The organism is Providencia rettgeri, from assembly GCF_041075285.1.
In the GTDB taxonomy this organism is placed as follows: Bacteria; Pseudomonadota; Gammaproteobacteria; order Enterobacterales; family Enterobacteriaceae; genus Providencia; species Providencia rettgeri_G.
Map to the genome: position 1 here is coordinate 3,465,199 of NZ_CP163512.1, position 20,105 is coordinate 3,485,303.

At 40.8% G+C, this 20,105-nt stretch carries 29 protein-coding genes; 7 read left to right on the plus strand and 22 right to left on the minus strand.

Annotated features, from left to right (window positions below):
* The first annotated feature begins 18 nt into the window (after positions 1–18).
* On the plus strand, positions 19–333 hold the full coding sequence (locus tag AB6N04_RS15895) for a type II toxin-antitoxin system RelE/ParE family toxin (protein ID WP_369309200.1): 315 nt from the start codon (positions 19–21) through the stop codon (positions 331–333).
* Entirely contained in the window at positions 326–613 is a 288-nt protein-coding gene (locus AB6N04_RS15900) for an addiction module antidote protein (RefSeq protein ID WP_369312148.1), read from the plus strand. Before AB6N04_RS15895 ends, AB6N04_RS15900 begins: the two co-directional genes overlap by 8 nt.
* Positions 614–618: 5 nt before the next feature.
* Here AB6N04_RS15900 and AB6N04_RS15905 read toward each other — a convergent pair whose 3' ends face one another.
* The 10 genes from AB6N04_RS15905 to AB6N04_RS15950 all read right to left on the minus strand — a co-directional run bounded on the left by AB6N04_RS15905 (position 619) and on the right by AB6N04_RS15950 (position 6,342).
* Positions 619–1,236: a phage virion morphogenesis protein gene (locus AB6N04_RS15905; RefSeq protein ID WP_369309201.1), complete on the minus strand. Its 618-nt coding sequence runs from the start codon at positions 1,234–1,236 to the stop codon at positions 619–621.
* Positions 1,233–1,661: a phage tail protein gene (locus AB6N04_RS15910; RefSeq protein WP_369309202.1), complete on the minus strand. Its 429-nt coding sequence runs from the start codon at positions 1,659–1,661 to the stop codon at positions 1,233–1,235. Before AB6N04_RS15910 ends, AB6N04_RS15905 begins: the two co-directional genes overlap by 4 nt.
* A complete protein-coding gene (locus AB6N04_RS15915) occupies positions 1,645–2,205 on the minus strand; it encodes a DUF2570 domain-containing protein (protein WP_369309203.1) in 561 nt (186 codons plus the stop codon). Before AB6N04_RS15915 ends, AB6N04_RS15910 begins: the two co-directional genes overlap by 17 nt.
* 33 nt (positions 2,206–2,238) lie before the next feature.
* A complete protein-coding gene (locus AB6N04_RS15920) occupies positions 2,239–2,682 on the minus strand; it encodes a structural protein (protein WP_369309204.1) in 444 nt (147 codons plus the stop codon).
* The gene (locus AB6N04_RS15925) at positions 2,675–2,980 is read right to left on the minus strand and encodes a phage holin family protein (protein ID WP_036962068.1); all 306 of its coding nucleotides are present in this window, start codon (positions 2,978–2,980) and stop codon (positions 2,675–2,677) included. Before AB6N04_RS15925 ends, AB6N04_RS15920 begins: the two co-directional genes overlap by 8 nt.
* 3 nt (positions 2,981–2,983) lie before the next feature.
* Positions 2,984–3,187 (minus strand): tail protein X, encoded by a 204-nt coding sequence (locus tag AB6N04_RS15930; protein WP_036962069.1) that lies wholly within the window; start codon positions 3,185–3,187, stop codon positions 2,984–2,986.
* Positions 3,184–3,660 carry a head completion/stabilization protein gene (locus AB6N04_RS15935; protein ID WP_369309205.1) on the minus strand — a complete coding sequence of 159 codons (477 nt, stop codon included), beginning with the start codon at positions 3,658–3,660 and terminating at the stop codon, positions 3,184–3,186. The genes AB6N04_RS15930 and AB6N04_RS15935 overlap by 4 nt, the downstream gene beginning before the upstream one ends.
* Before the next feature lie 87 nt (positions 3,661–3,747).
* Complete coding sequence (gene gpM, locus AB6N04_RS15940) at positions 3,748–4,404, minus strand: phage terminase small subunit (protein WP_369309206.1); 657 nt, start codon at positions 4,402–4,404, stop codon at positions 3,748–3,750.
* A 3-nt stretch (positions 4,405–4,407) separates the two neighbouring features.
* A complete protein-coding gene (locus tag AB6N04_RS15945) occupies positions 4,408–5,502 on the minus strand; it encodes a phage major capsid protein, P2 family (protein WP_048606855.1) in 1,095 nt (364 codons plus the stop codon).
* Positions 5,503–5,514: 12 nt separating this feature from the next.
* Positions 5,515–6,342 carry a GPO family capsid scaffolding protein gene (locus AB6N04_RS15950; RefSeq protein WP_369309207.1) on the minus strand — a complete coding sequence of 276 codons (828 nt, stop codon included), beginning with the start codon at positions 6,340–6,342 and terminating at the stop codon, positions 5,515–5,517.
* Positions 6,343–6,499: 157 nt separating this feature from the next.
* Here AB6N04_RS15950 and AB6N04_RS15955 point away from each other — a divergent pair, with 157 nt between their 5' ends.
* Positions 6,500–8,257, plus strand: a complete 1,758-nt coding sequence (locus AB6N04_RS15955; protein WP_369309208.1) for a terminase ATPase subunit family protein — start codon at positions 6,500–6,502, stop codon at positions 8,255–8,257.
* Entirely contained in the window at positions 8,257–9,294 is a 1,038-nt protein-coding gene (locus AB6N04_RS15960; protein WP_369309209.1) for a phage portal protein, read from the plus strand. The genes AB6N04_RS15955 and AB6N04_RS15960 overlap by 1 nt, the downstream gene beginning before the upstream one ends.
* 790 nt (positions 9,295–10,084) lie before the next feature.
* Here AB6N04_RS15960 and AB6N04_RS15965 read toward each other — a convergent pair.
* The 10 genes from AB6N04_RS15965 to AB6N04_RS16010 form a co-directional block, all read right to left on the minus strand.
* Positions 10,085–11,041, minus strand: coding sequence for a hypothetical protein (locus tag AB6N04_RS15965; protein WP_369309210.1), 957 nt, complete (start codon positions 11,039–11,041; stop codon positions 10,085–10,087).
* Between the two features lie 12 nt (positions 11,042–11,053).
* The gene (locus tag AB6N04_RS15970; protein WP_369309211.1) at positions 11,054–11,773 is read right to left on the minus strand and encodes a hypothetical protein; all 720 of its coding nucleotides are present in this window, start codon (positions 11,771–11,773) and stop codon (positions 11,054–11,056) included.
* A 20-nt stretch (positions 11,774–11,793) separates the two neighbouring features.
* On the minus strand, positions 11,794–12,567 hold the full coding sequence (locus tag AB6N04_RS15975) for a TIGR04255 family protein (protein WP_369309212.1): 774 nt from the start codon (positions 12,565–12,567) through the stop codon (positions 11,794–11,796).
* A gap of 126 nt (positions 12,568–12,693) precedes the next feature.
* The gene (locus tag AB6N04_RS15980; protein ID WP_369309213.1) at positions 12,694–15,120 is read right to left on the minus strand and encodes a replication endonuclease; all 2,427 of its coding nucleotides are present in this window, start codon (positions 15,118–15,120) and stop codon (positions 12,694–12,696) included.
* Positions 15,113–15,436, minus strand: a complete 324-nt coding sequence (locus AB6N04_RS15985) for a hypothetical protein (RefSeq protein ID WP_369309214.1) — start codon at positions 15,434–15,436, stop codon at positions 15,113–15,115. Before AB6N04_RS15985 ends, AB6N04_RS15980 begins: the two co-directional genes overlap by 8 nt.
* Entirely contained in the window at positions 15,436–16,254 is an 819-nt protein-coding gene (locus AB6N04_RS15990) for a DNA adenine methylase (RefSeq protein WP_369312151.1), read from the minus strand. The genes AB6N04_RS15985 and AB6N04_RS15990 overlap by 1 nt, the downstream gene beginning before the upstream one ends.
* Position 16,255: 1 nt before the next feature.
* Positions 16,256–16,477, minus strand: coding sequence for a TraR/DksA family transcriptional regulator (locus AB6N04_RS15995; RefSeq protein ID WP_369309215.1), 222 nt, complete (start codon positions 16,475–16,477; stop codon positions 16,256–16,258).
* Positions 16,470–16,730: a DUF2732 family protein gene (locus AB6N04_RS16000; protein ID WP_230085747.1), complete on the minus strand. Its 261-nt coding sequence runs from the start codon at positions 16,728–16,730 to the stop codon at positions 16,470–16,472. Before AB6N04_RS16000 ends, AB6N04_RS15995 begins: the two co-directional genes overlap by 8 nt.
* 69 nt (positions 16,731–16,799) lie before the next feature.
* Positions 16,800–17,207 (minus strand): DUF5347 family protein, encoded by a 408-nt coding sequence (locus AB6N04_RS16005; RefSeq protein WP_369309216.1) that lies wholly within the window; start codon positions 17,205–17,207, stop codon positions 16,800–16,802.
* Between the two features lie 29 nt (positions 17,208–17,236).
* Positions 17,237–17,398, minus strand: a complete 162-nt coding sequence (locus tag AB6N04_RS16010) for a TetR family transcriptional regulator (RefSeq protein WP_369309217.1) — start codon at positions 17,396–17,398, stop codon at positions 17,237–17,239.
* Positions 17,399–17,476: 78 nt separating this feature from the next.
* Between AB6N04_RS16010 and AB6N04_RS16015 the strand changes: the two genes are divergently transcribed.
* Positions 17,477–17,764, plus strand: coding sequence for a hypothetical protein (locus tag AB6N04_RS16015; RefSeq protein ID WP_369309218.1), 288 nt, complete (start codon positions 17,477–17,479; stop codon positions 17,762–17,764).
* Positions 17,765–17,954: 190 nt separating this feature from the next.
* Here the strand turns inward: AB6N04_RS16015 and AB6N04_RS16020 are convergent, their stop codons facing one another.
* Together AB6N04_RS16020 and AB6N04_RS16025 are read right to left on the minus strand one after the other, a co-directional pair.
* Positions 17,955–18,146, minus strand: coding sequence for a hypothetical protein (locus AB6N04_RS16020; protein WP_369309219.1), 192 nt, complete (start codon positions 18,144–18,146; stop codon positions 17,955–17,957).
* A gap of 1 nt (position 18,147) precedes the next feature.
* Positions 18,148–18,420, minus strand: a complete 273-nt coding sequence (locus AB6N04_RS16025; protein WP_369309220.1) for a Cox family DNA-binding protein — start codon at positions 18,418–18,420, stop codon at positions 18,148–18,150.
* A 126-nt stretch (positions 18,421–18,546) separates the two neighbouring features.
* On the opposite strand from AB6N04_RS16025, the gene AB6N04_RS16030 reads away from it, so the two are divergent.
* Positions 18,547–18,840 carry a helix-turn-helix domain-containing protein gene (locus tag AB6N04_RS16030; protein WP_369309221.1) on the plus strand — a complete coding sequence of 98 codons (294 nt, stop codon included), beginning with the start codon at positions 18,547–18,549 and terminating at the stop codon, positions 18,838–18,840.
* A 66-nt stretch (positions 18,841–18,906) separates the two neighbouring features.
* Complete coding sequence (locus AB6N04_RS16035; protein ID WP_369309222.1) at positions 18,907–19,884, plus strand: tyrosine-type recombinase/integrase; 978 nt, start codon at positions 18,907–18,909, stop codon at positions 19,882–19,884.
* Positions 19,885–20,105 lie beyond the last annotated feature (221 nt).

A 20,105-nucleotide genomic window follows, 5' to 3' on the forward strand; every position in this document is an offset into this window, starting at 1 on the left:
ATAAACTACAATTGCATCATGAAAGAACTTAAACAAACTGAAGCATTCCGTTTATGGGAATCTAAGCTAAAAGACAAAAGGGCTAAGACCATTATAGCAACGCGCCTATTTAGGTTAGCAAATGGATTAGCTGGTGATGCAACGCCCGTTGGAGAAGGGATCAGTGAATTAAGAATCCATCACGGCCCTGGCTATCGTGTTTATTACCAACAACGAGGGAATACGATAATTCTTTTGCTATGTGGTGGTGATAAAAGCTCTCAATCACGAGATATTACATTAGCTAAGACACTGGCTAAAAAGTGGATTTTAGAGGAAAACAATGATGAGTAATTTAACAACCTATGACCCAGCGTTGGCGCTAGTTGATGATGAAGAGATTGCATTTTTTATGGCTGACGCAATCGAAACAGGAGATTCAGCGTACATTGCGAAAGCGTTAGGCATTGTGGCCAGAGCCAAAGGTATGAGCCAAATCGCGGCAGAAACGGGGCTTTCCCGTGAGCAGCTATACCGTTCATTTAGTGAAGATGGCAACCCTACGCTAAAATCCACGTTAGCCGTGATGAAAGCGCTGGGTGTTGAACTTACGGTAAAAACCCACATTAACTAGTTTTATCACCGAGCCAGAAAATCAATAATCTGGCTTTCAATATGCCTGATTTCTTGTGGCGTCAGCCCTAGCAACTGGCGTGATGGGTAGGTAATTTTTGCATTGCCAATACGCTCTGTTAAACCAAATTGATGCACGCCAGCAATATTCCCCGCTGAAGGTAAAAAATAAATCGCTGCTTCTTTATCGCTGCTATACGTTCTTAAAAAACGGGCAGTGGCGAGTTTTTTAAACATGCGCGTTTGCTTGGTTTTACGCTCAGTGCTGATTTTATCTTTCTTGATGCTGATATAGCGCTGAATATCTGACTTACGAAATGAACGCTGGGCTTTTTTATTCGCGTCTTGGCCAGTAATGGTTTTGCTATTACCTCGCCAATTCCGTAAGGTGCGTTTTTGGCCGTGCCACATAAATTGGATCTCACGTTGTACCGTGACAAAATTGGCTTTGCGTTTGGTGTATGGGCTGCCATCCGAATTTTTTTGTTGCTGTATTCGCTTAATTTGAGAACGGCGTAAATCACGAGTGATTTCTTTCGCCAGCTGTCGGCGCTGGCCTTGTGACATCCGATTTAATAAATGTGTTAACTCGTTGTCAAGTTGACGCAAAGTATCATCATTCATCGTGTCGTTGACCATTCATCAAAAGGATTAGTTGGCTCAGGGGTGGCTTCAATCACATATTTGCCGTCTTTATCAATCGCTAATACGCGCTCAGTGAGATTTAAATCAATACTAATGTGGGCGGTTTTGTTATCTAAAATTACCGCCTCAAATCTAAAATCTTGTTGCCGCTTTGCGGGGTTCGCTGAAATATCGGATTGATTTTTTCTTAGCCAATCATTGACTACCGCAATTAAGACATTTTGGTCACCACTATAGCGCTCAATAATAATATTAGCAGTGTATTCATATTCAAAACTGGGCGTTTCTTCCAAGGTGGAAATAATCCGCCCGTTTTCAACGAACAAGTATAAATTTTCGGGGTTATCTTTGAGAAATGGAATTTTGCGGTCTAAATATTCCCGTAAGTTAGTGAGTTTTTTCACGGTTCCGTTCCTCATCAAATTGCTCAATCGCACTTAGTTGAATATTGGCGGTTTCTAAGGCTGCAAGTAAAGGGTCAACCATCGAAGCCAAATCGCAATAAGTTAGAACCCGTCCGGTAGAGGCGGTGGTACTTGCTGGGTTAATGTTTTCGGAATGGGAATGCATTGCGATTGCACGGATACGGTAGGCGTTGTCGAGCACCCGATCAGCAAGATACTGAGGCACAGGCAAATCACACGTTGGCTCGTTTTTAAGAATGGTTTTATATTCAATTTTTCTTTCCTCGGCGGCGGCGCGTTGAATAATACCGCGACGATAGGCATCACCGGCGATTTGATTTGCACGGTGAAAACTTAATGATTGGTCAGTGATCAGCGCGGATTTTTTATCAACGTCTAACGCGAGTTGTTGGTTTTCTGCCGTGAGTATGCCGACTCGTTCATTGAGCCGGTCTATTTTTTTGATACCTTGCCAGCCAGCGAATATGACACCAGCGACAAGGAGTAATGCGAAAGCGATTGCCCATTTTTTCATATTAAACATAAGCTTTTCGTCTCGCATTATTGGATTTAAACATCACAACATCGCCCATGCTTTTTCAAACAATTCATCACTGTATGGCTGCTGACCATTTTCAACATGGACTATCGCTTTAGCGATTTTGAATGCCGTTTCTTTGTCGTAAACATCAAGGCAATCACGACGACCAAAGCCCGTTTCTTTACAGACACGATTAATATAACCCTCTGTATTATTGCGGTCTTTTGCCGGTGCCCAACGTTCAATAATTTCTTCCACCGTATCAATTTTGCCGCAACCAACCCCTTGTTTTCCCGTGTAGGTTGAATAGGTACGCAAAAGCTTGAATAATGCACGAATACCGTATTCAGGTTTCTCAAAACGGCTATGACGAGGCTCAATGCTAGGGTCAAATGCTAACTCCCCTCGCCATGAATTTCTCGGGTTATAATCAATATTGCCCGGATTGTTGTTGCGTATGCCGCGTGGTACGTTAGACATGTTTTCCTCCAGTAAAGCGTGACCATAAATAGGAAAGTCCGATACTTCCCATCGCACCAAATACACCGGTGGTGAATAGGGTGATATAAATGCTCTGATTGCCCTCAATACAGAGCAATCCCCCTAGCAACCCAACAAAGCCAGAAACGACCATTTGCATAAAAGCCGCAAACCAGCTCCACGGGGCATTATTCGTTTTAACGTCAATGATGTATCTCACAACACCTCCCCACATTGAAATGAAGAGCATTAATAACCACTGTGCGATACCGAAACTGTTCGGATCTTTATCAAACATGTATCAATCCCATAGCTGTATAAGTGGCTGTACCGGCTCTTCGGTAATTTCAGGTAACTCAATCAATAGCCCCGCAGGTAGCACGGCACCTTGTTCGGCAAGATTGGGATTGGCTAACAGAACAGCTTCTGTCATGCCTGTCGTTCTGCCGTAAAATCGCCAACAGATCCCGTCTACGGTGTCACCTTTTATCGTTCTGGTTTTCATATCAATTCAACAATATTGTGTGTCGTGCCCTTGATGCGCTGAATTGCCCAAACAGCATCACGCTGTAAATCATCAATATTCGTCTCTAAGGCATCGGCTTTTTTGCTACCGTTCGGTGTGGTGTCTATATCGCGGTAACGTTCGATTAAGTTTGCTTTTGCCGCGCTAAATACGGCACGGCGATAAAGGATCACTAATTCTGATACGTCAATCTCCCCATGCGTGATTTTGTTGGCCGGAACCACGTCTAACGTTGTATAGCCCAACTGAATCTCTTGATGTTGAAAGCGGGATAATTCGCGGTTAGTTTCAATAATGGCGTTTTTTAAAGCTTCAATTAATCGACTTTGGGTGACCGTACCGTCAACTCGCATTGACTCGCGAAATGCACGGGTATTAATCGCAGGCCAAAAATCACCACTGGTGATCGTTTCGTCTTTTTCGTTAGCGGGTTCGGGTGAAACAAAATCCATGAGGTCACCTTAAAATAGGTAGGCGGTGGGCGAGAGTCCGAAAAATAAATTTCTTATCTCGCGCCGCCTTGCGCGTTGGCACGTTCTTTATTCGTCAGCACTGTTTTTTGCTGACAAAAACTTTTCAATATTCTTAATGTCCTGCTTAACACCACTGCGCTCATTAAGCTCAAGGGCTCGCATTAATTCACATAAAGCTGGTTGTGGAAAATCATTATCGCGCAGGCTGTAACCCAGCCATTTATGCAGCTCGGCACGGACTTTATCGGGCATATCTTCATGCTCAATCAATGCCATGGTGCGCTGCAAGATATCCAATGGAATGGGATTTTTTGCGGTATAGGCTTCTTTGGCTCTATCCCCCATTTCTTCGGCAATGGCACAGCCGGTTGTGCGAGATTGACCTGACGGCATGGCGAGCTTGTGCTTTAGTGCATACTCCGCAATATCTAGCCCTTGCTCGAACAAACCGGCGTCAAAACTCCACAACATGAGATACATCAATACATCATCTTGAACGCCTGAATTGCCTTTTAATGTTTCAGTGATCCACGCCTCGTATAGCGGCAAGGCTTTACGTTTGTATGCGGCTTTGCGTTCAAATGATTGTGTTTTACTTAAATCCCGCATGTGTTGGCGCAACATCAATTTGACTTGTGTTGCTGCCGAGGGGTCAGCAAGAACGCCATAGGCGCTGACGTTCTTAGCTTCAACCTGCATACGTTTTCGTTCCCACGGATTCACAGCTTATTCTCCGGTTGGCGCGTCTTTTACTTCGTCCGGCTCAGTAGGCTCCGCCGGTTTTCCTGACGTCAGCTCGATGTTTTCAATCAACGCCACGCAGTCGTAATCTTCAACAATGTAATCTTCATTAACAGACTCATAGTTTTCGATACGGTCACGTTTGGCATTGTCCACCACTTGACGGCGGCGTGATTCGATTTGCCAGTAGATAGATAAATTATCTAACCGTGTAATAAGCATTCCATTTTTCGGGAAATAAGGAACACGTACCGCCGGCAATCCACCGAGGCGTTTTTGGCTGATAATCACATCCGCAGCTAACGCCTCGGTATTGGCTTGATCACGATTAACGATAGGGAAATATTTATCGGCTAAAAGTGAGCGACCACAGATAACCACTAAATCGGTATCATCGGCATAGACTTCAGAAATGGCGTGGTCAACGGCTTGCATAACCAGTGCATCAAGGTTTTCATACTCTTCACCTTTACCCACTTTGATAGGCTCAGGGGTGATTTGGTTGGTGTCTTTATCGGTTGAAGAACCTAAAACATGTTCAGGGGCTTCAAGGCGAATTTTATGTAACCAACCGATGTTGACGTCCTGTAGCATTTTGTTGACTGTACGGTTTGAAGTTGCCGCGCGGCTCGTACCATTAAAACCAATCATAATGCGATCAAGGGCTTGGCGCTGAATAATGGCATCACGGATACGGCGCTGGAAATCTTGAAACATTGCCCACATATCCAGTTTTTCGTAACGGATAGCAGTATCGAAGTTTGTTTGACGGCAGTGATAACCTTGTTTGGCCAATTGTGTTGGGTCAGTCGGTTCGCGGTCTTGCTTCGTGGTGTCCGTCGTGCCGGCAACCGTTGAGCCAATGCCGAGGCCGATTTTTTCGCCCACTTGGTCTTTGACAGGCACAATATTAATTTTGGTCAGAAAGACGGCGCTTAACTGAATTTTGCTTTCCAGTTTTTGGGCTGCCGAAGGCTCAATTTCCACTTTTGAATCTGTGAATTCGTGTGGCTGAACACCGTAAATCTCACCTAGACGGGTCATGTAACCGTTAAATTTAACTTTTGTTTCTTTTCTCATTGTTTTTCCCGTTTAGCAATCAGTCAGGTTTTCAGTGTTGGTTGTATTGCCGCCAAAAGACGTGGGGCGGTGTTGCTGATTATCTTGCTGGCTCAAATCTTTTTTGAGTTGGTCCAGCTCACTGCGCAGGGTTTCATTTTCTTCTTTGATACCCGATAACGCTTTGACTTGTGTTTCAAGCCGAGTCAGCTTTTGTGCAGTTTCGGTTTGCTCTTCCGCGCAAAGCTCTACCGCTTGGTGAATGTCATTGAGTTCAACATCATTGCGCTGACGTTCGCGACTGAATTTCGCCATGATGCGATCTTTCAAGCTGGGTTTTTCTGGTTTGTTTTCTTCTTCGGTAAATTCAATCACCGTTTCTTCCGCCGCCGTAAAGACGTTATCTTTATCTTGCTTGCGTTCTGAGAAAGTCGCGGCTTTATCTGCACCAGTACTAAATTCCAACATGCTCGTGCCGAGACTGGCGGGGTTATCCGTCACAGCCAATCCCACCAAATAAGCCGAATTCATGTCGGAAAAATTAGGGTTAATTTCAACGGAGGTGTATACCTTTTGACGCTTACGATTCATCTCAATTAATGAATCTGTTGGCGATAAAATCCCGTATAGAGCAAGCTTACCTTTCAGAGCTCCTTCACTGATTTCTTCTGTGTAGACAGATTCCACATCACCGAAACGCGGCATCCATGAATAATTCATATGCTCCATGTTGATACGGGCACCGTAGACATTTTTGTCATAGTTTTTTTCGATATCCGTTAACCATTGGCGCTGTACTTTACGCCCATCGGTTGTGGCTCCCTCAACACAAAGGCGCACAGGTTTAGATTTTTTGGTCATTGCTCAAGCTCCGGCAATTAAATTTCATGCGTAGATAAAAAATAATGGCCCTATGTTTTCAGGGTTGAGGGCTAAGAAACAATGCTTTGCTATTGTGTGGGAAATAGTACAACGGCGACACGGGGCGAGAGGGCGAGTGAGCCAGTAATCTGGCGACATGAAAACATTACACGATTTTGACCCAAGAAAACGCGCCATGCACCTGTATTTTAACGGGTACCGAATTGCGCGCATTGCTGAAATCCTAAAAGAAAAAGCCGCCACTATCCACAGTTGGAAACGCCGCGATAAATGGGATGAAATCACTCCCGTTGAGCGCGTAGAAATGACGCTGGAAATGCGACTTTGTACGCTAATCAGCAAAGAAAATAAAGAGGGAAAAGACTATAAAGAAATCGACTTGCTTTATCGCCAAGTGGAGCGGCATGCCAAAATTCACAAATACCAAAACGGCGGTAATGAGGTAGATTTAAACCCGAAACTGGCCAATCGCAATAAAGGTGAACGCCGCACCCCTGAGAAGAATTTATTTAGCGAAGAACAGATTGAAAAGCTGGAAGAAATCTTTCGTGAAAATATGTTTGCGTACCAAAAGGTTTGGTACGGCGCAGGCCATAAACACCGCATTCGTAACATATTAAAATCACGGCAAATCGGGGCAACCTATTTTTTTGCTCGAGAAGCCTTTATGGATGCGCTGACCACTGGACGCAATCAGATTTTTCTCTCTGCAAGTAAAGCACAGGCCCATGTCTTTAAAGGCTATATCATTGATATGGCGCGAGAGGTTGATGTTGACTTAAAAGGTGACCCTATTGTTTTACCCAATGGCGCAACACTTTATTTTCTTGGTACTAATGCTCGAACTGCGCAAAGCTATCACGGCAATCTGTACTTAGATGAATATTTCTGGATACCCAAATTCCAAGAATTACGCAAAGTCGCCTCCGGTATGGCCATGCACAAGAAATGGCGTCAAACCTACTTTTCGACCCCATCCGCACTAACACACAGCGCGTATCCGTTCTGGTCAGGCAAATTATTTAATCGTGGTCGTCGTAAGGCCGATCACATTGAGGTCGATATCAGCCATCAAGCGTTAGTGAATGGCATGATGTGCGGGGATGGTCAGTGGCGGCAAATTGTCACCATTGAAGATGCCATGCGCGGCGGATGTAATTTATTCGATATTGATCAACTCTATTTAGAATACAGCCCTGATGAATTCGAAAACTTGCTGATGTGTGAGTTTGTCGACGATATCGCATCCATTTTCAATTTGCAGCTAATGCAAAAATGCATGGTGGACAGTTGGGAAATATGGGACGACGTTCAACCGTTAATGATACGCCCCTATGCTTTCCATCCCGTTTGGATTGGTTACGACCCTGCAAAAGGTACTCAAAACGGAGATAGTGCCGGTTGCGTAGTGATTGCCCCACCGCTACATAAAGGCGGTAAGTTTCGCATACTTGAACATCACCAATGGCGCGGCATGGATTTTCGCGCACAATCGGATGCAATAAAAGAACTCACTGAGCGCTACAACGTGCAATACATCGGGATTGATTCCACAGGTATTGGCCATGGTGTCCTGCAAAACGTACGCGAATTTTTCCCCGCCGCAAAAGAATTTGTCTATAACCCTGCGTTAAAAAATGCGTTAGTGCTTAAGGCTTATGACGTGATTAGCCATGACCGCCTTGAATATGATGCGGGAAGCAATGATATCACGCAATCTTTTATGGCCATTCGCCGTGCCACTACCGCCAGTGGTAACCGCCCAACTTATGAAGCTGACCGCAGTGAGGAAGCCAGCCATGCCGATTTAGCGTGGGCAACCATGCATGCGCTTTATAACGAACCGATCACCGGTGAAAATCACAATCAACATAATATCGTCGAGGTCTTTTAATGAGCCGTAAAAATAAAAAACGCCAATCACAAACACTGGCGCAAAAAACCGACAGCGCATCAATGGAAGCATTCACTTTCGGTGACCCAATCCCCGTACTGGATAAGCGTGAAATTTTTGATTATTTAGAATGTGTGCAAATTGATAATTACTATGAGCCGCCCATTAGTTTTAATGGCCTTGCTCGCACGTTCCGTGCAGCTCCACACCATAGCAGCGCAATTTATGTAAAACGTAATATTCTCACCAGTACCTTTATTCCTAATAAATATTTAAGTCGTCAGACGTTTGATAGTTGGGCATTAGATTTTTTACTGTTTGGTAATGGGTATCTTGAAGAACGAAATAACCGTCTGGGGCAATCACTGAATTTCAAACATTCGCCGGCTAAGTTTACCCGCCGCGGTGTTGACTTAGAAACTTACTGGTTTGTGCAATATGGCTACGATATTAAACCGTATGAATTTCAAACGGGCAAAGTGTTTCACTTGATTGAGCCGGATATTAACCAAGAGTTATACGGTTTGCCGGAATATCTCGCGGCAATCCCCTCCGTACTGCTTAATGAATCGGCAACACTATTTCGCCGTAAATATTATCTCAATGGTTCGCACGCAGGCTATATCTTGTATATCAGTGATGCAGCACAAAAAACCGATGATGTGGATAAAATTCGTGAAGCCCTGAAAAGCAGCAAAGGGCTGGGAAATTTCCGCAATTTATTTTTGTATGCACCAGGGGGAAAGAAAGACGGCATCCAAACAATCCCACTCTCTGAGGCGGCGGCAAAAGATGAATTCCTCAATATTAAAAATGTGAGCCGTGACGACATGTTAGCGGCACACCGTGTGCCACCACAAATCATGGGGATCATTCCTGAAAATGTGGGCGGCTTTGGTGATGTTGAGAAAGCGGCAAAAGTATTTGTGCGCAATGAGTTGATGCCGTTACAAAGTAAGATGATGCAATTGAATGATTGGTTTGGCGGGGAGATTATAAAGTTTGAAAAGTATTCTCTGGACTTAGACGACGAATAATATCACGCGTAAATTCAATGATACCGCCCACTGAGGCGGTATTTTTTTTGCCCGTAGGTAGGTGATCTCGATGCCCTAAATAATAATAGAACCCCACTGTATTATACCAAACCTAACTCACCAAGACGAATCCGCAATAAATTACCCCCATCAAATAGCGATTTAAACGCACTATACGCCACCACAAAGCGTGCAAAATTAATTGCTATCTAGTTATAGAAATTTGATTTTAACGCTGTGACGGCTCGGAGATTTTGCGGACGAATATTTAACAATAAACACCTCGCCGCGCAATCGTGACCCCGCCACGCCTGCCCACTAAATAGGTCGGTTTTCATGCACCTGCAAGAGATCGTCTGAACCGCGCCAGTAGTGGAGCCTCGCACAGGTAACGATCCTTTTTTGATCTTGCTAATTTAGGCGGAAAAATGCGAAATTTACGCGTCAGGCAAAGTAAAAATAAAAACCGCCTTTTATGTATCAAGAGTCCGAAAAATAATCTCGTCTAAAACCCAAAACGCGCGATTGCTCCCCCGCCTCGCCCGCACACAAAAGGTGTGCTTTTTTGTGCAGTTGTGCCGATCACTAAAACCCGCACCAGTACAGGTACCGAGCAGAAAATAAGTTAAGGCTAAATTTGTGCAAATTGATGCGAAATTGTGAGGTTATTTTAGACAACAAAAAACCGCTAAAAAGCGGCTTATATTTTCAATTAAAAAATTAAATTATTGTTGTATTAGCTATTATATGTTTTGACATATTACAATTAAAAATAGCCATTTAGATATGTTTAATTGACTAACTCTTGCTCGTTTCCGCTAATGAACTCCGCTGGATAAGATGCTTCTTCCTCTGAAGAAAAGCTATATTCTTCCAACGAATATCTACTGAATTCTCTTTCTAGCCTTTTTGTGAATTCATCTTCACTTAAAATTTGTATTTTTTGTTTTGACTTTGTATTTTCAACTAATGTTATATGACAAATCCGTTTTTTGATTTCTTCACCTGAGGGAGCGGTATCGATTTTATCTTGACCGATCGCAGCAAAGATACCGAGTAGTGCCTCTTTTTCTTCATCATTTATGCGATCCTTAATATCTTTATACTCTCTACCTTTAAATTTCGATGGTATTGTTAGTATAATTTGTAGCTTATAGTCGATGTCATCAGGTAACTCATCATGCGTATCAAGTTTGAAGTACACCCCTGAACAATACTCAGAAAAATTTTCTTTACCCCATATTCTTTTTAACCGCTTTTTCTTTGTATCTATTCGCCTATTAAATGCATCTGGAAATACTGATTTTCTATATCTCTCTGCAATCCAATCAAGCAAACAACCGAGCTCTCCCGCCCCCCATTCAATATCCTTTTCAACCTTGCATTCTAATAAAGATTCGCGGCTGATTTGTAAAAAACCCATTGCTGAGAACTCAATACATAATTCATCACTACCTTGTTTAGCGGTTAAATGAATTCTTCTCGGGTGCTTACCATAACGAAAATTTGAGTGCGGGTCAGTACATGTTCCGACCAATACCTGCACCCATGGCTCACTATCAAAATCAGTTGATATCAACGCACAATCATACAACACAGGAACCATAAAAATAGGCTTAGATAAATCATATAGCTTTTGTAACTTCTCAGGTAAAAGAGAAACTAATTGAGTATTCTTACTCAGATCAACAAAAGCTCCTCTCTTCCAGCCTGCGTCAATCCATCGCTGTCTGATATCATGTGACATGATTATAAATCCTTAAACAATCCCAGAACGAGTCACATACCCATCCAAAATACTGTATGAATCGTAATATGCTTTCAGTAAAACATTTAAATCTAACTTAGGAGCAGTAAATGCTCTAGCTAGATCTTCATCATAAATATTTCCAAAAATCATTTTTGCAAAGTAAAATTTATGTGAATCATCAAATTCTCTAGAAAATTGATTTAAAATATTTAAATTTTCTTCAATATTTTTATTTATTCTAATCTCGTTATTTTTCTTCCAATTATAAAGAGTTTTTCTTTCTACTCCTAAAATTTTTGCCCACTGAGAGATATTAAAGCCAAACTTATTTCTTAAATTTTCACTAGTTACAACTGCACCATTGGACAAAATATCAGAATCAGAAACTTGAGTAAAATTTGCATCAGAAGCTATATTGCTGTAGCTTTCTACTGGTTTACTCTCGGAATCATCATCTGCCAGATTCTGAGGAAAACATAAAAAACTAGTAAATAAAGCCAAAATTAGCATTTTTAATAGAAAAGAATTTTGAGCATCTGTATTTGCTTCTGTATTATGTAAATTATATTGAGGATTATCTACATTATAAATCCCAGCATCAAAATCATGCCCTTGGCTTTCGGCTATGGCTTTATCGCTACATAAATCAGAATCCTTAATCATAGTATGGATATTTCCGATATTTTTATTGCAGTCAACAAAATAATCCCCATAGTTACTCACACTCATAATTTATTCCCTTCTAACTATTACTGGGTAATTACTATATCATTAAATATGATATTTGCATTATCTCTTAATTCACTTAATTTATCCAGTATCTCATTGATATTAAAGTCATTACTCTCTCCTTTTCTTCTCGGAATATAAAATGAATTTATATCTAATAATGCCATAGGCCCTTTTACCGTACTGGAAAAATCCGCAAAATCTGACGATATATCAAATAGTTCAGGAGGAATCTTTGTTCCATTCAATGCTATTCCGCTATTAATGGCAACCGCATTATCCTCAATAACATACGTTGAACTTAAATTACTTCCACCTTTACGCCATCCATTCAAATCCGGCTGTAGGAAATCACGACGTTTTATTACATCTTTAAAATCATAATCAGGGTTGTAATCAAAATTATTTATATATCTAATTGACACACTCTTGAGATAGTTTATTTCAAACTTACTCTTAATGAACTGAAGAACAGGTTCTATCCGCTCGGATAACCCTGCAAAATTTTTATAAACCTTTGTTTGAACAACAAGGGAGTCTGTAGAGAGACGAATAGACCAGTCAGAATTCATCGATAAAAGAACACAAATTCTCTGCTCTATCTTTTCTATTCTCGGCACTCCACCATCATTCAATTTTATTTCAATCCCTTCCCTTACCTTATTACTATCAAATATAGGATAATGTAATCTAAATTTTTCTATAAATTCCTCGACTAAAGAAGAAAATCGCCCCTCAGTTATTCCCATGAATTCAATTTTTGAGAGTACATATACTAAATGGTTAGCACTCATAGTAAGCTCCTTATTAACTCTCCGCATATTTTACACAATTTTTCATGCTTACGCACTAGATTACACAAAAAATCATCAGTAATGAGGCAAATTACACACTTTTTTTTTGTTTAGCGCTTATTATTTTCATTCATGATGCTTTTTTAATTCACCAACTCTAGCCAACACATCAGCGCACCGTTGTTTATACTTCCGACTTCTAGCCTCTTTTTGTGCTGCTATTTCTTGTTTTCTTTGCTCTTTTCCATCCTCTGTCAGCTCTAACCTCAGCCGTTCCCCGTCTAATTTCAGATAATAGTCACCATCACTAACCCCCATGCCTTTAGTAAACATGATTTCAACGTGTGGAATATCAAAATCAATACCAACCTCTTTGGCAAAAGTGACTATTTCGGACTGAATTTCTTTATCACTCTCACTTAGTTCAATTTTTGATATCTGTCTTTGCTGATTACACTGTGATATTTCGCTGCCTGCGGCGTTATTAGCGTCTGTTTCTATAAACGCGAAACCGTATTCCTTAATGTTGCATACTTCACCTGAACCCTGTTCAGGCTCGTAAAATTGCACATCTGATAGATTGGACGTGATCCGCGATCTACAGTTATTGACAGGACTCCGAGGCGCTCCGCTGTCGCTTCTTAAAAGATTAAGGTCAACGTCAACGGCGCTTTTCTTGACGATTTGATACTTTCTGTCGCGTGTTTTGATGACTGGAGAAGCAGATTTTAGTTGGTTGTAGATACCAACAACTTTCTGAACATCTTCACCGTAGACATTTACATCACTGTTCTCACGAGCAACGCGTATCGTTTCTTCACTCCGACGAATACATGGGCCACCTTGTGACATCACATACTCAAAGAAATCACCACTATCTGCTGCTGCGCGCACGCGCTCTGCAACTTCACCGAGCTGATCAGCAATAGAAACACCACGCAAACAAGAACGACGACACTCTCGATAAGCGCCTTTTGATGGGAGTTTATAGAAATGAAATTGTGGAATACGCCAAGTTGAAGCCCACGCACTAACTGCCGCCGCCATACTTTTTAAATCTTTTCCGGTTTCGTGGTCTATCTCACCATCAAGGGCGTATCCGTCGATATTTTTAGCAATATATTTTGCGATATAGCCTACTGCACCACCGCGATTCATGTGTTTACATTCAAAACGGTACTTATGTGCGCCGGCCTCGTCACCATCTTCTTTTAATGCACGTTTGCGCATGATCTCAATGGCTTTTGCCCGACTTGCTTTATCAACAAATAACAACATGTGCCAATGCGGTGTACCATCATGATGTGGTTCGACAACCCGAACACCATAAATATTGATATTGTTATCATTGAAAGCGGAACGAATACGCGACCACACTTTGACTAAATAACGCTGCCCGTCTTTTGGTGTATAGGCTTCATCTTTCCATTTATGGTTTAGTACGGCGTAATAATCATCTTTTCCGGTTTCTTTATTTTTCTCTTTACGTTGCTTTGTCGGGTGGTACTTTGACGGGCACGTCAGCGTGATAAACATCCCGATATCACCGCGTTCTTTTGCCACGCGCTCAATCCCTGCCATTTGCGCCATTAATTCCATGCGGCGAATTTCAGGGTTTGACACACTGGCCATCACTTTATCGAACAGATCAAAACGCTCACCTGTTTCAACATCTTGAATATCCATACCCTGTAAATATTGCATGTTGGATAAACGCTGTACTTGAACAGCGCGGATCGCTTGCTTACTGGCGTATGGGTGGCGATTAATGCACACATCCATATTGGCAATCATGATTGCCTCAATCCACTGTGTTCTATGGGCTTTTAGCTTACGGTGCCAGTAATCTGCATTTACAAGGCGAGAAATAGCTGCGATCACTTGGTGCATGGTTAGGTTTTGCTTCCCTTTGCGGTGCTTTCGGTTTTTTAACACTTTGAGATAACTTTGGTGATAAAGCGGTGTGACATGCAAATTTAAAGATAATTCAGCCAGTGCCCCGTAAATTTGAGTTTGTGCTGAATCTTCATAGATAATTTTACGGTCGCCACCATTTTGCTCAGTTAGCTGGTCACAATATGTTTCATATAGCGTGAAAAAACCATTAGAAATGTGCTCTGCCAGTTTTTTGATTGGTTTGTCATAAAGGTCAAACAACCGGTTAAATTGACTGATTTCAGGTGTAAAGCGAGTTGAAAGTGTCAATAGCGCTTTCGTTTTTAATTCATATCGTGAATTAACCGCTGTGATACGTGGAAATATCCGCTTATAAAAATCAGAGCGTAAAAATTCATAAGCTTTATAGTGGCCTGATTCTTTAATGATGTATTCATAATGCTTTTGAATGCGATAACGTAAAATACGCGGTAAAGTTTCAATTTCATCTAAAATCGCTTGCGCATGAATTTGTTGTTCATGGGTAAGGGATTTCTCAAGTGCGTCAATATCAGCTTTGTAGTAATTATTTTTTTCTGGCTTATTCCACGGATACGGAAATACCATATCCGCAGTATAAGTTAACGGTTGCTGCGTAAAATCTAATACCTTAGACATTTAGCGCACCACCCAAGGTTTCAGGCCGCAATGCGTTGATGGCCGTTTCACAACGGCGTGAAATGATATCAACTGTTTGGCGGTAAACATCTAATGATTTGATGCCTTTACCTTTAACGCGGCTAACATGATAAGAAGTTAATTCAATCGCCAGCATCCACGGATCAGAATGGCAACAAACCAACTCATAGCAACGAGCAATTTTATTGATTTGCAATAGTCGCCATTGAACCGCTTTTGAATCTTCGTCAACATGACGTTGAATAGCAAAAGCGGTCCCGCTGATGTATACGCCGTCTTTAGGATCGAGAATCATTAGTGAATCCCCGCTAAAACAGCAATAATTTCTTTAGCCGGCGTTCGCTTTCCATTACTAGCAATGGTGCGTGGTGCTTCTATCTCGTGGATAGTAAAACCGAGGTCAGCGTAAAGCGCCTTTGCTTCTGGTGAATTAGAAACGGTGATTGGATTGCCTTGGATATCATTAATATCTTTTAGAGCTATTGCTAATGCTTCGTGGTCTGCATCAGTAAAGCTGGCGGTATGATATTGCGTGAAGCTATCACGCCCGCCCATATAGGGTGGATCACAATAAACACCATCACTGAAATCAACTAATGAAAGGGTGTCTTGCCATTCAAGATTTAAAATTTGAGTTTTAGTGAGATAGGCCTTATCACAGAAACTATCAATTTCACTTTTAGGAAAATAGGGAGCTTTGTATTGACCAAAGGGGACGTTGAATTTGCCTTGTTGGTTATAACGACATAACCCGTTGAAACAATGTCTGTTTAAGTATAGAAATAAACTTGCTTGTCTTAGCCGTGATAATGCTTGTTTACTATCATTAAACTCTGATCTAGCAAGATAATAATCAGCGCTATTATTCCTTCTAAAAAGTGGCAAAGCCTCTATTAACATACTCTCAGGTAAGATAGTGAGAGTTTCATATAAGTTAATTAAATCAGGGTTAGCATCAGCAATTAAATACTGCTCATAGTCAGTATTCATCATCACAGCGCATGAGCCTGCGAACGGCTCGACTAAGCGTTTAGTTTTTGGTAAGTGTGGGCGTAATTGCTCCATGATACGAACTTTAGAACCGGCCCATTTAAGTATGGTTTTATTAGCCACTTCACACGCTCCGATAATGTTTACTTTTAAGCTCAAAAATCGTTTGGCAATCAATACAGCGTGTACAACCCTGTGATGCAATGCGGCGCGCTTCTGAAATAGGTTTACCGCAGTCTTCACATTCAAAAGCGGAAACATTGACTAGACGATTAGTAATGGTTTTGATTTGTTGCTCACGCATGAGCATTTCGTGCTCGCTTGCGCGGTCAATTTCTTTAGACATGATCCAGCTCCGCAGCTAGGTTTGAGTAATGCTCAGACTCACCAACTAATAACTGGTGAATTTGTTCATCGTTTAGTTTTTCGTTAATTAACTTGCACGCGATGGCTTCAAGGCGAGAGGAAAATTTATCAAACATGACTTTTCTCTCATCCTCGCGAATAGCCTTAATACTGATTGCGACAACGGAATAATCATGTTCACCCGTTGCAGGATCAGCACCGATTAATATTGGTTTTATTTCTTTATTTTTCATTATCAAACCCTCAGATTTAGAATGTAGAAATCCCTGACGCGTTAACGTCATTAATTTTGTTTCTTTACCTTAAATAGGCATGGCGATATGTTTAGGGAATAGCGCCGTAAGTGCTTTAATTTGATTTATTGCTGAAATAATTGCTTGTTGTTCCTCTTTATTAAATTCATCGAAACCTAAATGATGTTGGTTGCTTTTTATTTCCGCTAAATAAAAAATCATATTTAGCATCCGTACATCACTTAATCTCAAGTACTCAATAAATCCGGCTAGCTCTCTATTATCTGGATTTTGTTTATCACAATGAAATACCGATGTTCTTAACTTTGCGGCTTGGTTTAACCCATTTACTCTATTTTCAAAGGTTGCCCCTTGATTTTGATAAAGCTTGATATTTGCTTGGTGCGCGATGATATCGGCTGGCCTTGCATCTTGCTTTACGTTATCTAGTAACTGGATTAACTGTTTAGTTTTCACTAATACAGCCACTGAATTACTCATTGTTTTTATCTAATAGCAACTGAGAACAAGTACAATAAAAACAAAATACCAGCGACCAATAATATTTTATCCATCAAGGTTAATTGGCGTTTTTTATTTCGTTTGTGTTCATTAAATGATGAACTCGTTAATTTATGTTTGTGTTGCTGAAATTGTAATTGAGTCATTTTTTATTCCTATTTTCGCGTGTTCTAAATTACACTATGGTATCTTTTGCTTTAACCTAAAATATAAAGGACCAAGTAATGTACGAAACACCTATTCAGCACACTATCCGAAAAGAACTAGAACCTTTACTAGAGAAACTTAGTGATTTAACGTTTCAAGTTAACCTACAGCACCGACTGATAATTGCATTAATGAGCGAATTACCAGATGGAGCATTAAAAGGTTTTACTCCTTTTGATATGGCTATAAGGGATTACATAAAACACTTCCCAGTAAACTCTGATCAACACTATGATGTGATTACAACTATCAATCAATGCATTGAATTAGCTGAAAATTATAAGAATACATCTCCAGTTGAATGATACTCACCCTCATTAAACTCCTCGCCATCGGATATATGTATCAAAACCTCTTTTAGGTCGGTGGCATTGTATTTCTTTCCATTTGATAAGATTAAACACATACAACCCAATGAAGCTACAGGATAGTTTGCTGTAATCATTTGAGGGTTAACTAAGTGATTTTTCCCATTAGCTCTAAACATTAAGTATTTCAATTTCTACTCCTAAGATAGAGCTTATTTATATAGAGTGCCGCATCACTCATTGAATCAAATAAACCGAATGAATCATCATTTCGTTGGACATGATAGCGGGTTACTGGATTCATAGATTTAGCGGGCAATTTGATAATTAAAAAGCCACGATATTTAAAGCTGTGAGTTGAAATTTGTTCGACTTTCATATTACAACCCTACCCATAAAAGCCATGTTTTCCGTTGCTCTTCTGTACGGCTATAAAATGCCTCATCCATACCACGGTTAAACTCAGTAATGCTTACCCAAATTTCACCAGCACGGCTTTTTGGTTTCGCTGGATCACGAAATTCGATAATGGGTAATTTTCCGTGTTTAGCCATTGTCTTGACCGCTTCATGATTTTTACCGATCAACTCCGCAAATTTTGCCAATGGCACTGCATTCACCGGATATTTGACATTGATTTGCTCTTTATTCATTTGTTACCCTCGTTAGATCAAACCTTTTAAAACCTTTCATTTCGGGTTTTATGGGTTTTTGCGCGTCAATCGGTTCGTATAAAGAACCGATTGACTGAATACTAGTTCGTTAAAGGAACCATGTCAATGGACATATCTCAAAAAATTAAAGCTGTGAGGCAAGCTGAAGGATATAGCCAATCTCAACTATCTGATTTAGTTGATATATCTATTAGTACCCTAAAGAAAATAGAGGCTGGCTATCAAGAACCCAGCGTTTCAACTCTGTCGAAAATAACCAAACATCCTAAATTTGATAAGTATGCCTTATGGATAATTAGCGATAAAACACTCCCTGAAGCTGGTCAGATTGCACCAGCCCTCGCACACAATGGGCCAGAGAAAGAAACCTCACCCCACTCAGGAAAGAAAACTGGTTAGACGTTCTATATCTATATTCTGACTACTGCTGGTCACAGTCAGTCAGCTACATCGGAGGGCTTACTTATGGCAATTAAGAAGCTCAATGATGGTCGATACGAAGTGGACATACGCCCCAATGGAAAAGGTGGTACACGATTAAGACGGATTTTTGATCGTAAAGTGGAAGCTGTTACTTTTGAAAAATATGTCATTGCAAATGCAAAAAAATTCTCTGGTGACGTAGAGCAGGCAGGAAAAGTAAGACTGATAGAATTACTTGATAGGTGGTGGCTATACCACGGTCAAACCTTAAAAAATGGTGTTATCGAAAAAAGGCATTTACTCAAAACAGTAAAAGCCCTCGGCAATCCAACGATGAACCAGTTAGATAAACATGCACTTCTTGAACATCGTAGCTCAAGACTAATTGACGGTATTAGTCCAGCAACAATTAACAGAGATTTGTATCGCTTATCTGGGATGTTAACAGCCCTTGAAAAGCTAGAATTATTCAAGAGCAAAAACCCGTTAAAGGGTTTACCACCACTTAAAGAAAAGCAGCCCGAGCTAACTTTTTTAAGTGATCGTGAAATAGAAACATTACTTAGCTCTGTGTCTGGTGATTACAAGCTTATCGCCCTACTTTGTTTAAGCACCGGCGCAAGGTGGAGCGAAGCTGAAACATTGCATAGTGAGCAAGTCCAAAATGGGCGAGTTACGTTCTTACAGACGAAGAATGGCAAGAAAAGGGTTATCCCTATTTCTGACGAATTGGTAAGCCAAATCAAAACCAAGAAATCAGGAAAATTATTTAAAGTGGATTACAACACATTTAGAGAAAAGCTAAAGGAAATAAAGCCTGATTTGCCGCGCGGACAAGCAACACACGTCTTACGACATACGTTTGCTAGCCACTTTGTAATGAATGGGGGAAATATTGTTGCACTAAAAGAAATATTAGGACACGCGAGCATTAACCAGACAATGGCCTATGCTCATTTAGCACCTGATTATTTGCAGTTAGCAATAAAACTTAATCCACTAAATGGCTTGAAAATTTAATTATATTGAGGTGGGCGACCGTCCACTTTCCGTCCACCTCTGCGAGCTTTGATGAACTTTCATAGCCTTTTAAAAATTGATAAGTTGCTGTTTTTAAAGGATTGAGAATATAACTTATTGAAAAAAAAGCCCCTAACAGGGGCTATAAAAGACAGGGATGGTGTCTATGGCAAGGAAAAACTTCATTAATTGCTACTTCACTACTTACTTCAACATTAAGG